Source organism: Dietzia sp. IBK-p2-16D (genome assembly GCF_057773085.1).
On record NZ_JBYMTL010000002.1, the window covers coordinates 192,656 to 206,407 of the forward strand.

Consider the following 13,752-nt stretch of genomic DNA (forward strand, 5'->3'; position numbering starts at 1 on the left):
GCGGGCTGCCCGGGAAGCGGGCGATGCTGGGGAAGCGGGCGGGCCCCTACTGCCAGTAGAGTCCGCCGGGCACGTCGCCCCCACCGGTGAGGCGGCAGGTGAGCACGGCGCCGTCGACGCCGGTCACCGCGAGACCCTCCTGTGCGCACGGGCCGCCGGGTCGGGCCTGTCCGGTGGCATCCGCGACGGCGCCCCCGCCGGGATCGGCACCGGCGCCGGCCTGCGGCAGCCACAGTGGGCCGGCCCCGCCGGGGTCCTCGGTGCAGAACAGTGCGGACCCGTCCTGAGCCTGCGCGACCTCTCCGAGCATCTGGCAGGGCCCGCCGGTGCCCACGACGTTGGCGGGCAGTTGTGTCGCGGGCGCCGCGGCGACGGGCGGAGCCGGTGCCGGAGGTGCCGAGACGGGCTCCGCGGTGTCGGAGGCCGTCGTGGTGGGAGCCGGGGTCGATGACGACGACGAGGTGCTCGTCCGCGTCGTCGGCGAGGGGACGGTGCCGTCACCGGAGTCCGCGGAACAGGCCCCGAGGACGACACCGGCCGCCATCGCGAGTGCGATGACGGCCGGGGCACGGCGACGCCCGGTGGTGGTCTGGGGGTGGTTCGTCGCTGTGCGGTTCATACGATCCCTCTGCTGCGCTGGTCAGGCCCCGATGATGAAGGCCTCGAGCTCGGCGCGGGCCTTGTCGTCCGCCATCTGCTCCGGCGGCGACTTCATCAGGTACGCCGAGGCTGGCAGGATCGGTCCGCCGATACCGCGGTCCTTGGCGATCTTGGCCGCGCGGACGGCGTCGATGATGATGCCCGCCGAGTTGGGCGAGTCCCACACCTCGAGCTTGTACTCGAGGTTGATCGGGGCGTCACCGAACGCGCGTCCCTCGAGACGAACGTACGCCCACTTGCGGTCGTCGAGCCACTCCACGTAGTCCGAGGGGCCGATGTGGACGTTGCGGTCGTGGATCTTGTCCTTGAGCGATCCCTCGAGGTTGGAGGTCACGGCCTGGGTCTTGGAGACCTTCTTGGACTCCAGGCGGTCGCGCTCGAGCATGTTCTTGAAGTCCATGTTGCCGCCGACGTTGAGCTGGTACGTGCGGTCGAGCGCGACGCCGCGGTCCTCGAACAGCTTGGCCATGACGCGGTGGGTGATGGTGGCGCCGACCTGGCTCTTGATGTCATCGCCGACGATCGGGACGCCGGCGCTGCGGAACTTCTCGGCCCAGACGGGGTCGGACGCGATGAACACGGGCAGGGCGTTGACGAACGCCACGCCGGCGTCGATGCAGCACTGCGCGTAGAACTTGTCGGCCTCCTCCGAGCCGACGGGCAGGTAGCTGACCACGACGTCGACCTCGGCGTCGCGCAGCGCCTGCACCACGTCGACGGGCTCGGCGGCGGACTCCTCGATGGTCTGGCGGTAGTACTTGCCCAGGCCGTCGAGGGTGGGTCCGCGCTGGACGCTCACGCCGGTCGGCGGCACGTCGCACAGCTTCAGGGTGTTGTTCTCGGAGGCGTTGATCGCCTCGGCGAGGTCCATGCCGACCTTCTTGCCGTCCACGTCGAACGCGGCGACGAACTCCACGTCACTCACGTGGTAGTCGCCGAACTTGACGTGCATGAGGCCGGGGACGGTCTGGTCGATCGCGGCGTCTTTGTAGAACTCGACGCCCTGCACGAGCGAGGACGCACAGTTGCCGACGCCGACGATCGCGACGCGCACCTTCTGGTCGGTCATTGGGGTTCTCCTTGTGATGGGTTCTCTGTCCGGATGAGTTCGTTGATCCAGCGCAGCTCGCGCTCGCTGGTCTCCAACCCGAGCAGCGTCAGTTGCCGGGCGTAGCGCAGCTCGGAGGGTCCGGTGCGGGTGGCGGCGTCCCGCTGGCCCTCGCGACGCTCCTCCAGCACCCGGCGCCGTCCCTCGAGCAACCGCACCCGGGCGGGGCCTGGCGTGCGGTCGAAGAACGCGAGGTGGACGCCGAAGCCGTCGTCGGTGAACGACGCCGACGCCGGCTCGTCGAGCAGGGCGGCCAGCGAATCCTTGCCGCGGGTGGTGATGCGGTAGGTCTTCCGGCCGCGTCGCGCGGTGGCGGGCGGGCGCGTCGCGGTGGCGGCCGAGGAGTCCTCGACGATGTCACCCTGCTGCTGGAGGCGGCGCAGAGTGGGATAGAGGGAACCGAAGGACACGGTCCGGACCGTCCCGAGCATCTCCGAGAGCCGCTTGCGCAGCTCGTAGCCGTGCATCGGCCGCTCGTCGAGCAGCCCCAGGATGGCCAGTTCGAGCACTCCGTCTCCCCCTTCCCGCGAGTCGTACCTGCGCGTCGTGCGCCTCGTGTCATGCGACGGACACCGACTGTACACCCGCTGATGTATCAAGCCGATATACCGAGGTGTGGCATCGATCCGACGTCGCGGGCCTCGCCGCGACATCCGCGGGGCTCGGTCCGGCCCGGGCCCGGGACGGGGGCCGTAGGCTGGACTGCGTGGACCAGGCCGACTCCCGCTCCCCGCGACCCGGCCCCCCGCCGGGGCCCGAGGACCCCACCGGCCGTGCGGCGCTCCGGCGTCGACGGGTGGTGGACTTCGCCCTGCGTCGTCGCGGTGTCCTGGGGGGCCTGCGCGAGGGCGCGCTCTCGCTACGCGAGGTGTGCGACGCGGACGTCTACCTCCTGCGCGCCGCCGGTTTCCACGGCGTGGAGACCGAGACTGTCTGCCCGGTCTGCCGCAAGGAGAACCTCACGGAGGTCTCCTGGGTGTTCGGTGACGACCTCGGGACCGCGTCCGGCTCCGCCCGCGGGCAGGACGAGATCGCCCAGCTCGCGCTGACCCACGACGGGTTCACCGTCCACGTGGTTGAAGTCTGCCGGAGCTGCTCCTGGAACCACCTCATCCTCTCCTATGAGGTGGGGCTCACCCCGGGCACCGGAAAGGGCGTGCGACGGGCGGCGCGGGAGCTCCGGCGGCACCACTGACGCCACCGGGAGCGCCCGGCGGGGGCCGGGGAGTACAGAATCCGTCGCGATTTCGTACACAATGGTCGCCAGAGCACCGCAACCGGGGGACTCCCGGGCCAATCGGGTCGGCTCGCAGGAGGGTAGAACATGACGCAGAGTGGCAGGACGAGTCGATCCGCCGACAAGGACCGGGGAACCAACCCGGACCGGCCCGGCTGGGCCCGTCGCCATCCGGTCTGGACGACGGTGATCCTCCTCGCCGTCGTCGTCCTCGTGATCCCCCTGGCCATCGCGGGCGTGATGTACAACCGCACCGAGATCCCGAGCGCGGGCAGCGTCCGCACCGAGCAGATCTCCGAGATCTACTCCAGCGACGGCACCACGATGATCGGCCGCATCGTCCCTCCGGAGGGCAACCGCACGCTCATCGAGCTCGACACGGTGCCGGTGCACGTGCGCAACGCCGTGATCGCCGCCGAGGACCGCAGCTTCTACACCAACGAGGGGTACGACCCCACCGGCATCGGCCGCGCGGTGATCGGGCAGATCACCGGTGAGTCCGGCGCGGGCGGCGGCTCCACCATCACCCAGCAGTACGTCAAGAACACGATGGTCGGCGACGCGCCCACCTACGAGCGCAAGGCCAAAGAGATCATCATCGCGGCCAAGATGACGAACGAGTGGTCCAAGGACCAGATCCTCGAGGCCTACCTCAACACCATCTACTTCGGCCGCGGCGCCTACGGCATCGCCGCCGCCTCCACCGCGTACTTCAACAAGCCGGTCGAGGCCCTCACGATCGAGGAGGGCGCACTGCTGGCCGGTGTCATCCAGTCGCCCTCCGCGCTGGACCCGCTCAACAACCGCCAGGCGGCGGAGGGGCGCTGGAACTACGTCATGGACGGCATGAGGGAGATGGGCGCGATCGACGCCCAGCAGCGTGGAAACGCGGTGTTCCCCCAGGTCGTCGAGGACCCGCAGGCCATCGAGCAGAACGTCGGGGACCCGAGCAACGGGCCCATCCGCCGCCAGGTGCTGGCCGAGCTCGCCCTGGCCGGGATCGACGAGCAGATGCTCAACACCCGCGGGCTGAAGATCACCACGACGATCGACCCCCGGACCCAGGCCGCCGTGGTCGACGCGGCGCGGTCGAACATGCAGGGTGAGAGGCCGGAGAACCGGACCGCCATCGTGTCGATCAACCCCAGGACAGGCGGGGTGATCGGGTACTACGGCGGCGAGGAGGCCGAGGGCTGGGACTACGCCAACGCCCCCCTGCAGACCGGTTCGACGTTCAAGATCTTCGGTGTCGCCGCGGCCCTCGAGCAGGGCATCGGTCTGGGTACCCAGATCTCGTCCGCGCCCGTGACCACGGGCAACGTCACCGTCACCAACGTCAACGGTCAGTCCTGCGGCTCCTGCTCGCTCTCCCAGGCGCTGCTGATGTCGCTCAACACCTCCTTCATCCGGCTCCAGCGGATGCTCGACAACGGCGCGAACGACGTCCGCGACATGGCCCACCGCGTCGGCATCCCCAAGCAGATCCCGGGCCTGCCGTGGGAGACGCTGAGCGAGCAGGGCGAGGATCCCTACGACGGCCTCATCCTGGGCCAGTACCCGATCCGCGTGCGGGACATGGCCACCGGCCTGGCGACCTTCGCCGCTGAGGGCGTCCACCGGCCGACGCACTTCATCGAGAAGGTCGAGACCGCCGACGGCGAGGTGCTCCTGGACAACTCCTCCGTCGAGGGCGAGGAGGTGGTCGACGCCGACGTCGCCAACAACCTCACCTCAGCGATGCAGCCCATCGCCGCCTACTCCAACGGGCACTCACTGGCCGGCGGACGGCCCTCGGCCTCCAAGTCCGGCACCACCCAGCTCGGCGACAGCGGCTACAACAAGGACGCCTGGTTCGTCGGCTACACCCCGTCGATCGCGACCGCCGTGTGGGTCGGCACCGACGACAACCAGCCGCTGCTCAACGCCTGGGGCGGGACGATGTACGGCGCGTCACTTCCCGCCGACATCTGGAAGTCCGCGATGGACGGTGCACTGTCGGGCACGGACTGGGAGAGCTTCCCCGAACCCGGGTACATCGGGGGCCAGGCCGGCGCGTCCCAGTGGGAGTCCTCCGGCAGCAGCTCGGGCACCACGGGTGGGACCGACTCCGGTGACTACACGCCCGAGCCCAGTGCCGCCCCGGCCCCGGTCGAGCCCGCGCCGGCACCCCAGGCGCCCGGGCCGCTCACGCTCCAGGTCCCCGGACTGCCGGAGATCGTCATCCCGGGAGCCGGCGCCCCGGCCCCGGCCCCCGCGCCCGCCCCGGCCCCCGCACCGGAGCCCGCACCGGTCCCCGGTGGCGGCGGCGCCGGAGGAGGCGCCGGTGGAGAGGCCGGGGGAGGCGACGCGGGCGCCTGACGCTCGGTGGTCACGTCGCCCGATGGCTGCCGCCGCCCCGCGCCGAGTGGCGATCGCCGTGGGCCCGGGTGCGAAATGCCGTGGACTAGGGTGTGACCGTGCAGAGTAACGGCCACATCTCCCCGCTGCCACTCGACGACGACCTCCGATCACTGGGGCCGCACGAGCGGGTTCGCCCGGGTGACGGGGCCGCCGAAGAGGCCATCGCGGCGTGGGGCGGGCCGGTCGGTCGGCACGCGGTGGTGGGTCGTCAGCGGGTCTGGACCCCGCTGCGCGTGATCATGTTGTTCGCCGTGATCTTCCTGGCGTTCGGCTTCTTCTCCAAGGCCGCCTGCCTGGAGACCACCCATCCCGGCGACGGCTCGCAGCCGGGCCTCAACTGGGACGGCCGCCAGTACTACAAGGCGTGCTACGCGGATCCGCTGCCGCTGTACTCGGCCGAGGGTTTGAACACCGGTGCCCTCCCGTACAAGTACATGTGGGTCGCCGACAACGGTGAGGTCCGCTACATGGAGTACCCGGTGTTGTCCGGGATGTTCCAGTACGTCACGGCGCAGGCGGCCCAGGCCTGGCACGCCCTCGTCCCCGGCGGCCTCATCGAGGTGGCCAAATACTTCGTCCTGGGCAGCGTCCTGCTCGCGTTCATGTGGATGATCGCCGTGTGGGCCACCTACCTGTCCGCGGGGCGCAGGCCCTGGGACACGCTGATCATGGCGGCCAGCCCGCTCATCATCTTCCAGGCCTTCACCAACTACGACCTCATGGCGGTCGCGTTCGCCTCCGTCGCCCTGTTGCTGTGGGCACGTCGTCGCCCGGTCTGGGCGGGGGTCGTGCTGGGGCTCGGCGTGGCCGCGAAGCTGTACCCGCTGTTCCTGTTCGGCGCCCTGCTCGTGGTGGCACTGCGTCGCAGACGATTCGTCGAGCTGGGCAAGGCGGCCGCGGCGGCGGTGGCGGCCTGGTTGGCGGTGAACCTGCCGGTCATGATCCCGTTCCCCCAGGGCTGGCGTGAGTTCTTCCGCCTCAACTCCGACAGGCCCGCCAATCCCGAGAGCATCTACGCGGTCATCCAGACCCTCACGGGCTGGCAGGGATTCGACGCGGCCCGCGCGGCGAGCGAGGCCCCCGCCACCCTCAACCTGGTGTCGCTGGTGTTGTTCGCGCTCGGCTGCATCGCGGTGCTGGTCATCGGACTCACCGCGCCCGTCACCCCCCGGGTCGCGCAGCTGGCGTTCCTCATCGTGGCGTTCTTCCTGCTCACCAACAAGGTGTGGAGTCCGCAGTACTCGCTCTGGCTGGTGCCCCTCGCGGTGCTCGCCGTTCCCCGCGTGCGGCTCCTGCTGCCGTGGATGGCGTTCGACGCCCTGCTCTGGGTGGCCCACATGTCGTACTTCCACGGTGTGGACAACAAGGGGATCGGCGCGGAGGTCTTCCACCCGCTGGTCGTGGTCCGCGACCTGCTGGTCGTGGCCGTCTGCGCGGTGATCATCCTGGAGATCTACCGGCCCCACCTGGACCGCGTGCGCATGACTCACCAGGGCACACCCGACGGTGCGGACCCGCTGGCCGGGGTGCTCGCCGATCCGGACGAACCCCTGGTCACCGCGCCGCGTGCCGCCGTCGAATTCCCGTCTACCGCTGGCGCCCGGCCGTCTGCTGGTGCCCTGTCCGCGGCCGGCGAGGCGTCACCCGCGACCGTTGCCCCGGCGATGACGCCGACCGACACTGCTGACGCCCCCCGAGAAGAGGACTCCGTCTCATGAGTACGAGCTCGATGATCTGGATGTTCGTGTGCATCTTGATCGGATTCATCTGCATGGTCACCGCCGCCGGCGGCTACCGGGCGGGGTGGCGCCAACCGGTGTGGATCGGCTGGACGGTGGCGGCGTTCCTGTTCCTCACCGTGATCCCGGTGTCGCAGGCGCTGACCATCGGCCTCCAGCACGGCTGACCGGCCCGACCCCGGTCAGCGGCCGCCGGCCCTGGCCGGCCTCGCCCGGCCGGCCTCGCCCGCGGGAGAGTGGGCTGCTCGGCCGATTCGGAGCCCGTGCGGACACTCCGCCAGCACACCCCTCGCCGGATACGCTGCCTCACTGACCTACGCTGCGGGAATGTACGCCTCAGAGGGGGTTGTGCTGGGGCGATGGACCAAATTCGGCGCGTAAGCCAACGAGCCAGCGCATCCCGGGCCGGTTACGCTGCCCGGCTGCCCGGCCGGCCGCGCTGGCGCAGTGCCGGGCCGGCTGCTGCGCTGGCGCAGTGCCCGGCCGGTCGGTGCCCCAGGCAAGCCCGCAGCGGGACCCGCTCAGCCGCACAGGTCGAACGGCTCGGTGTCCGGGAAGTGCCGGTCCCACTCCTCATCGGTGAGCTGCACGCCGCCGGCGCAGGCCTCGCTCACCACCCGGTCCGGGTCGAGCTGCCACATCCACATGGCGCCCTCGACGCCCACCGCCAGCAATCCACCCGTGGGTGAGGCGCTGCGGCCCTGGTAGAGCAGTGGATCGGTGGTCGACCCCAGCACCGCCCACGGCCTCGGCTCGGCCGGGTCGGACACGTCCACCACGGTGACCTGCCCGGTGCTCGAGGTGATCAGGAGGAGATCGTCGTCGGCGGAGAAGGCGGTCCAGTAGATCTCCCCGGGCGGCGCGGTGAACGAGGACAGCTCGCGGGGCGTCGAGGCGCCGGAGACGTCCCACAGCCGGATCGTCTTGTCGCCCCCGGACGTGGCCAGCAGTGGCGAGTCGTGCGCGTACCCGGCTGAGGGTGAGGCGCCGATCCCGGTGGTGAGCCGGTGCGCGACGGCCGGCCGGTCGGGGTCGATGGTGTCGAGGATGACCGTCTCGGGCCCGAGAGTCGGCACGACGAGTTGGCCGGAATCGGCGGAGAACTCGGCGACCACACACGGGTCCGGCAGCGGTACCGTCACCCGGAGTTCGGGACGGGTGGGGTCGGTGACGTCGACGAGCCCCAGGTCGGGACTGGTGTCACTGCACACGGCGAGGGTGCGCCCGTCGGGGCTGAGCGGGCTGGCCACCACCACGCCGGAGGTGACGGGCAGGCGGGCGACCGACCGGGTGGCCGGCCCGAACGGCGCGGTGAACACCTGCACGCCGCCGTCGGCGAGCCCGGCGTAGACGACGCGACCGTCCGGGGACATGGCCAGGGATCCGGAGAACCGGGTGCCGGCGTCGGGGATGACGCGGCCGGTCTCGCGCGGGACGGGGCCGGTGGTGTCGACGACGGTGTGGTGCAGTTCCGCGGCGGTGACGCCGAGGACCCCGGTGGTCCGATCCGCCGAGGACGCTGTCTGGAAGATCGAGTTGGATTCCGACGCGGCCCCCAGGCGGTCCAGCGGCCAGAGCCGGACCAGGCCGTCGACCGAGTAGGTCGCGAGGTGGTCGGAGTCGGTGAACCGGACGCCTGTCGCGACCTGGGAGGCGGGCAGTTCGGTGAGCATCTGACCGGCGCGGTCGTAGACGCGGACCCGCTCGTCGGATCCGGCGGCGGCGAGCCGGCCCCGGTCGTCGAAGGTCACGTCGTTGACGTAGGCGTTCCACCCGGTCAGCGGGGGCAGTGGGCGGGCGCTCTCCAGTGCCCCGGCGCCGCTGCCGTCGACCTGCCAGCGCTGCACCGTCCGGCCGGTGGTGCCGGCGGCGATCCGGGTGCCGTCGACGTTCACGGCGAGGGACATGGGCAGGGCGTCCGGGCCGGTGTCGAGGGCGGGCCCGCGCCGGCCGCCCCCGTCCGCCCCGGCGTCGAGCAGCGTCTTCACCCCGGCGGTGCGGTTGGCGAGCAGCAGGGTCTGCGAGTCCGGCAGCCAGGCCAGCGACTCGACGGGCTTGGCGACCTCGGCGCCGGGGTCCGGGACGGCGATCCGGGCCCGCTGGTCGGTGACGGCGGGCGCCCCGCCTCGCATGTCCAGCGGCCATCGCAGGACGCGGCCGTCCCCGGTGCCGGCGGCCAGGGTGGTGCCGTCGGGGGAGAAGGCGACGGAGTGGAACGGCCCGGCCTGCTGTTCGAGGACCGTGAGGACCTCGGGGGCGGCGGGATCGCGGAGGTCGACCAGCTGGACCCCGCCCTGCCCCGCGACCCCGAGGACGGAGCCGTCCGGAGAGAGGTCGGCGGCGTACAGTTCCTGGCGCTCCCCGGCGCCCGGGGCGAGCGTGGCGAACGCGTCGGGGTCCCCGGCGCGGAAGATCCGCAGAACCCCGTCCGAGCTGATGGAGGCGACGCCGGCGCCGTCCGGCAGCGCGACGACGCGTCCACTGCCGGGTGCGGCCTCGAACCGCAGCGGCACGTCGGCGCGGCTGGTGTTGAGCAACGCCGACCGCGCCTCGGTGGTGGGTCGGATCCGGTAGGCGGCCAGGGCCAATGCGCGGCCCAGGCCCGGGTCGCGGGCGAAGGCGGTGGTCGAGGAGACGGATCCGGAACGGGACAGGGCGACGTCGCGGGTGTGCCGGGCGTCCGCGCCGGCCCGGAGTGCGACACCACTCGCGACCAGGGCCAGTACGGTCACCACCGCCAACGACGCCGCCAGCACGGTCAGGGTACGGATGCGTGTGCGGTCCCGCCGGGCCACGGACCGGTGATGGGATTCGGCGGCGGCGAGGAACTGCCGCTCCGATTCCGCCAGGTGGGCGTTGGATCCGTCCTCGTCGTCGTCCCTCCACCTCACGTAGTCGGCGGTGGCCGAGGCGGGGGGCAGCGCGGACTCACTGCGCCCCGACCCCTCCCAGTCGACGGCGGCGGAGCGGATACGGGCGAGGGTCCGCAGGCCCTCGCGATCCGCGTCGATCCAGTCGACCAGGCGCGGCCACGAGGAGAAGAGGACCTCGTGGGTGGGGGTCACCGCCTCGCCGTCCACGGTGAGCAGGCCCGCGTGGGCGAAGGGGGTGGCGACGACGAGGAGGTCCTCGGACAGCTCGGCGAGCGGGGCGTGGCGGCGGACGGGACGGGCGGAACGGACGTCGACCAGCCGGAGGAACAGGGTCCTGCAGGCGGCCCGGCCGGCCGGATCCAGTTCCTGGTAGACGGACTCGGCCGACGCGCGGACGGCGCCTTCCACTCCCCCGGAGGAGTAGTAGTCGTCCACGGTGATCCGGCGCCGGCGACTGCGTTCCCAGCACACGAGCAGCACGTGGGACAGCAGTGGGAGCAGGGAACGCTCCCCGGCGCCGCCGTCGGCCGGGGCGACCGCGTCGAGCAGGAGGTTCACCAGCGAGGGCTCGACCGTGTAACCGAGGGAGCGTGCCGGCGCGACGATGATCTCGGCGAGTTCGTCGCGGCTGGGCGGGCCGATCACCACCGGGTCGTCGAGCGCGTCACGCAGGACGGGCTCGGCGAGGGCGGCCTGGAAGAAGTCGGCCCGCAGGGCCAGGACCGTGGGGCGGCGGTCGGCGGCGCGGCCCGCGAGCAGGGCCAACACCTCGGCCCGGCGCGCGCCGCTCACCTCGTCCGCCCAGATCTCCTCGAACTGGTCCACCGCGAGGTGGCCCGCGGAGTTCGCGAGCTCGGCGGTGACCTCGTCCGGGCGCACGATCGCCACGGTCGAGCCCTCGTCGACCCAGCGCGGGGCGAGTCCGGCGGCGAGCAGCGAGGACTTGCCCGAGCCGGACGCGCCCACAACCAGCAGTGGTCGCATCCGCGACGCGGTGAGGCGGGACCGGATCTGCTCGATCTCGGCCGAGCGGCCGTGGAAGAGGGCGGCGTCGTCGCTGAGATAGGACCGTAGGCCGACGTAGGGACTGCCCGTGTCATCGGGCTGGGGCACGGCCGTGCGGGGGGCCGGACGGTGGTCGGCCGGATCGGCCCCCGCCGGTGCGGTGGGGTCCGTGGGCGCGTCGGCGTCGCCGCCGGGTCGGGTGCCGTTCCGGCCGCGGTGGGGGGTGGGGCGGGGTCCCGGACGCATCCGGACCCGCTCGACGGCGGCCCGCCACTCGTCCGGGTCCCCGGCGGAGCCCGTGTCCCCGTCGACCCCGAGAAGTCGCAGCATCTCCACGAGCGTCGACTCACTGGCGCGCGTCGGGACGTGTTGTCCGGAGAACCAACCCGACGCCGTTCCGAGGGTCAGCGAGGGGACCAGCCGCACGACGTCGCGGACCGAGAGTCCGGCCGCCACCCGGAGAGCGGTGAGCGCGGCACCGAGCTCCTCCCGAGTCATAATCTGAGAAACGGCTGATCGTCCAACGGCGGGCTCGTCGGCCCCGCGGGAGGTGTTCACGGTCAACATCGTACGGCCGGATGAGCGGCGTACGGAAGGGATTCGAAGGTCATGTGCTGGGGTTTCATACGAACGTGGGACGCAGCCGTACGGAGTTGTATGGACAACTCGGGGGATGTTCACCCCGTCACCGGGCGGCACCAGAATGAGTCGGAGTTCATAGAACGGAGGACGCCATGACCGCCACGATTCCCTTCCGGCCCCCTGCTGCGCGACCGGAACTCAGCGACCGGGAGGTGGAGGTGCTCGTCGCCTGGCTCGTCTCGGACAGCAAGCGCGAGGTCACCGAGCGGCTGTTCCTCGCCGACTCCACCGTCAGCACGTACATCCAGCGGGTGAGGTCCAAATACGAGGCCGTCGGTCGGCCCGCGCGTACCAAGGTGAGGCTGCTGCTACGGGCCCTGGAGGACGGCCACATCACACTCGACGACCTCTGACGGGTCGCGGGGCCGTCGACGGCGGTGGCGTCGCCGTCGGTGGGGATTTCACCTCCCGAGAACACACGGGGTAGCCTTGAGCGGTTGCTGACGCAACGACCCTCCTGCCACGGAGACACCGTGGCCGAATCTGTAGTCCACAGGAGGTGATGAGGTCCCATGCGTCAATACGAAGTGATGGTCATCCTCGATCCGAGTCTCGACGAGCGCACCGTTGCGCCGTCGCTGGACACGTTCCTCAACGTGATCCGGCAAGAGGGCGGTTCGGTTGACAAGGTCGATGTCTGGGGGAAGCGCCGCTTCGCCTACGAGATCAACAAGCAGACCGAGGGCATCTACGCCGTCGTGCAGATCAAGTCCGAGCCGGACGCGGTCAAGGAGCTGGATCGTCAGCTCGGTCTGAACGAGAGCGTCCTCCGCACCAAGGTGCTCCGCGCCGACAAGTGACCCGGAGTGTCCGACCGCCCCGGTAATCTGGGCGCGGTCGGTCGGCCTTCGATCACCATCCACCTCAGGCTGTAATACGCCGGCTTCAACACGGAGGACAAGCGCATGGCACAGGGCGACACCCCTATCACAGTGGTCGGGAACATCGTCGCGGATCCCGAGCTGCGGTTCACGCCGTCGGGTGCCGCGGTGGCGAACTTCCGGATCGCCTCCACGCCACGCCGCTTCAATTCGCAGACCAACCAGTGGGAGGACGGCGAAGGCCTGTTCCTCACCTGCAACGTCTGGCGCCAGGCGGCGGAGAACGTCGCCGAGTCGCTGCAGAAGGGCATGCGAGTCATCGTCAACGGTCGGCTGCGCCAGCGGTCGTACGAAACCCGTGAGGGCGAGAAGCGCACCGTCTACGAGGTGGAGGTCGACGAGGTCGGCCCGTCGCTCAAGTACGCCACCGCCAAGGTGACCCGCACCAACCGCGAAGGCGGCGGGGGCGGTGGCCAGCAGGGCGGCGGCTTCCAGGGTGGCGGACAGCAGGGCGGCGGCGGATTCCAGGGCGGCGGTCAGCCGCAGGGCGGATACGGCGGCGGCCAGGGCCGTGGTCAGCAGAACGACGACCCGTGGGGCAGTGCCCCGCAGGCCGGCGGTTCCGGTGGCTTCGGTGGCATGGACGACGAGCCCCCGTTCTAGAGCGAGTCGATTTCCCCGGGGGCGCAGCGCGCGTCCCACCCCATAAGCATGAGACATGACCTCGCGACATCCCGGCCCCGGTCGGGTCCGTCGGAGGAAAGAAAGGTAGACGGATCATGAAGCTGATCCTCACCGCCGACGTCGACAAGCTCGGTGCGCCGGGCGACATCGTCGAGGTCAAGGGCGGATACGGTCGTAACTTCCTGCTCCCGCGCGGGCTGGCCATCGTGGCCACCCGGGGCGCCGAGCGTCAGGTCGAGTCCATCAAGCGGGCCCAGGAGGCCCGTGAGGTGCGCGACGCGGACCACGCCAACGAGCTCAAGCAGAAGCTCGAGTCGCTGGCCGATGTCAAGGTCGCGGTCAAGACCTCGGACACCGGCAAGCTGTTCGGCTCGGTCACCGCGGGCGATGTCGCCTCGGCCATCAAGGCTGCGGGCGGCCCGACCCTCGACAAGCGTGCCGTCGAGATGCCCAAGGAGCACATCAAGTCGACCGGCGCGCACAGCGTCGTCGTCGACCTGGGACACGACACCACCGCGCGCGTCGCGGTCGAGGTCGTTCCCGCCTGATTCACCGCGAAGGGCCCCGGTCGTCACAGTGACGA

The 13,752-nt window shown here is 71.2% G+C and carries 12 protein-coding genes; 8 read left to right on the forward strand and 4 right to left on the reverse strand.

Features of this window, described 5'->3' with window-relative positions:
- Positions 1 to 46: 46 nt before the first annotated feature.
- Genes AC3DE3_RS05240 through AC3DE3_RS05250 form a run of 3 tightly spaced genes read right to left on the reverse strand, consistent with a single transcriptional unit; the run spans position 47 to position 2,277 of the window.
- On the reverse strand, positions 47 to 619 hold the full coding sequence (locus AC3DE3_RS05240) for a hypothetical protein (RefSeq protein ID WP_488369226.1): 573 nt from the start codon (positions 617 to 619) through the stop codon (positions 47 to 49).
- 21 nt (positions 620 to 640) lie between these two features.
- Positions 641 to 1,729: an inositol-3-phosphate synthase gene (locus tag AC3DE3_RS05245; RefSeq protein WP_488369227.1), complete on the reverse strand. Its 1,089-nt coding sequence runs from the start codon at positions 1,727 to 1,729 to the stop codon at positions 641 to 643.
- Positions 1,726 to 2,277 (reverse strand): PadR family transcriptional regulator, encoded by a 552-nt coding sequence (locus AC3DE3_RS05250; protein WP_488369228.1) that lies wholly within the window; start codon positions 2,275 to 2,277, stop codon positions 1,726 to 1,728. Before AC3DE3_RS05250 ends, AC3DE3_RS05245 begins: the two co-directional genes overlap by 4 nt.
- 287 nt (positions 2,278 to 2,564) lie before the next feature.
- Here AC3DE3_RS05250 and AC3DE3_RS05255 point away from each other — a divergent pair, with 287 nt between their 5' ends.
- The 4 genes from AC3DE3_RS05255 to AC3DE3_RS05270 all read left to right on the forward strand — a co-directional run bounded on the left by AC3DE3_RS05255 (position 2,565) and on the right by AC3DE3_RS05270 (position 7,311).
- Complete coding sequence (locus AC3DE3_RS05255) at positions 2,565 to 2,963, forward strand: DUF5318 family protein (RefSeq protein ID WP_488369618.1); 399 nt, start codon at positions 2,565 to 2,567, stop codon at positions 2,961 to 2,963.
- A gap of 129 nt (positions 2,964 to 3,092) precedes the next feature.
- Positions 3,093 to 5,363 carry a transglycosylase domain-containing protein gene (locus AC3DE3_RS05260; RefSeq protein ID WP_488369229.1) on the forward strand — a complete coding sequence of 757 codons (2,271 nt, stop codon included), beginning with the start codon at positions 3,093 to 3,095 and terminating at the stop codon, positions 5,361 to 5,363.
- Between the two features lie 92 nt (positions 5,364 to 5,455).
- Positions 5,456 to 7,123 (forward strand): glycosyltransferase family 87 protein, encoded by a 1,668-nt coding sequence (locus tag AC3DE3_RS05265; RefSeq protein ID WP_488369231.1) that lies wholly within the window; start codon positions 5,456 to 5,458, stop codon positions 7,121 to 7,123.
- Positions 7,120 to 7,311, forward strand: coding sequence for a hypothetical protein (locus tag AC3DE3_RS05270; protein WP_260486041.1), 192 nt, complete (start codon positions 7,120 to 7,122; stop codon positions 7,309 to 7,311). The genes AC3DE3_RS05265 and AC3DE3_RS05270 overlap by 4 nt, the downstream gene beginning before the upstream one ends.
- Positions 7,312 to 7,665: 354 nt before the next feature.
- Here AC3DE3_RS05270 and AC3DE3_RS05275 read toward each other — a convergent pair whose 3' ends face one another.
- Positions 7,666 to 11,520 (reverse strand): nSTAND1 domain-containing NTPase, encoded by a 3,855-nt coding sequence (locus AC3DE3_RS05275; RefSeq protein ID WP_488369232.1) that lies wholly within the window; start codon positions 11,518 to 11,520, stop codon positions 7,666 to 7,668.
- Between the two features lie 236 nt (positions 11,521 to 11,756).
- On the opposite strand from AC3DE3_RS05275, the gene AC3DE3_RS05280 reads away from it, so the two are divergent.
- From AC3DE3_RS05280 to rplI, 4 genes are all read left to right on the forward strand, one after another.
- Positions 11,757 to 12,017, forward strand: coding sequence for a LuxR C-terminal-related transcriptional regulator (locus tag AC3DE3_RS05280; protein WP_260486039.1), 261 nt, complete (start codon positions 11,757 to 11,759; stop codon positions 12,015 to 12,017).
- Between the two features lie 159 nt (positions 12,018 to 12,176).
- Positions 12,177 to 12,464 (forward strand): 30S ribosomal protein S6, encoded by a 288-nt coding sequence (gene rpsF / locus AC3DE3_RS05285; RefSeq protein ID WP_260486038.1) that lies wholly within the window; start codon positions 12,177 to 12,179, stop codon positions 12,462 to 12,464.
- A gap of 105 nt (positions 12,465 to 12,569) precedes the next feature.
- Complete coding sequence (locus tag AC3DE3_RS05290) at positions 12,570 to 13,148, forward strand: single-stranded DNA-binding protein (RefSeq protein ID WP_260486037.1); 579 nt, start codon at positions 12,570 to 12,572, stop codon at positions 13,146 to 13,148.
- Between the two features lie 116 nt (positions 13,149 to 13,264).
- A complete protein-coding gene (rplI, locus tag AC3DE3_RS05295) occupies positions 13,265 to 13,717 on the forward strand; it encodes a 50S ribosomal protein L9 (protein ID WP_260486036.1) in 453 nt (150 codons plus the stop codon).
- The last annotated feature ends 35 nt before the right edge of the window (positions 13,718 to 13,752 follow it).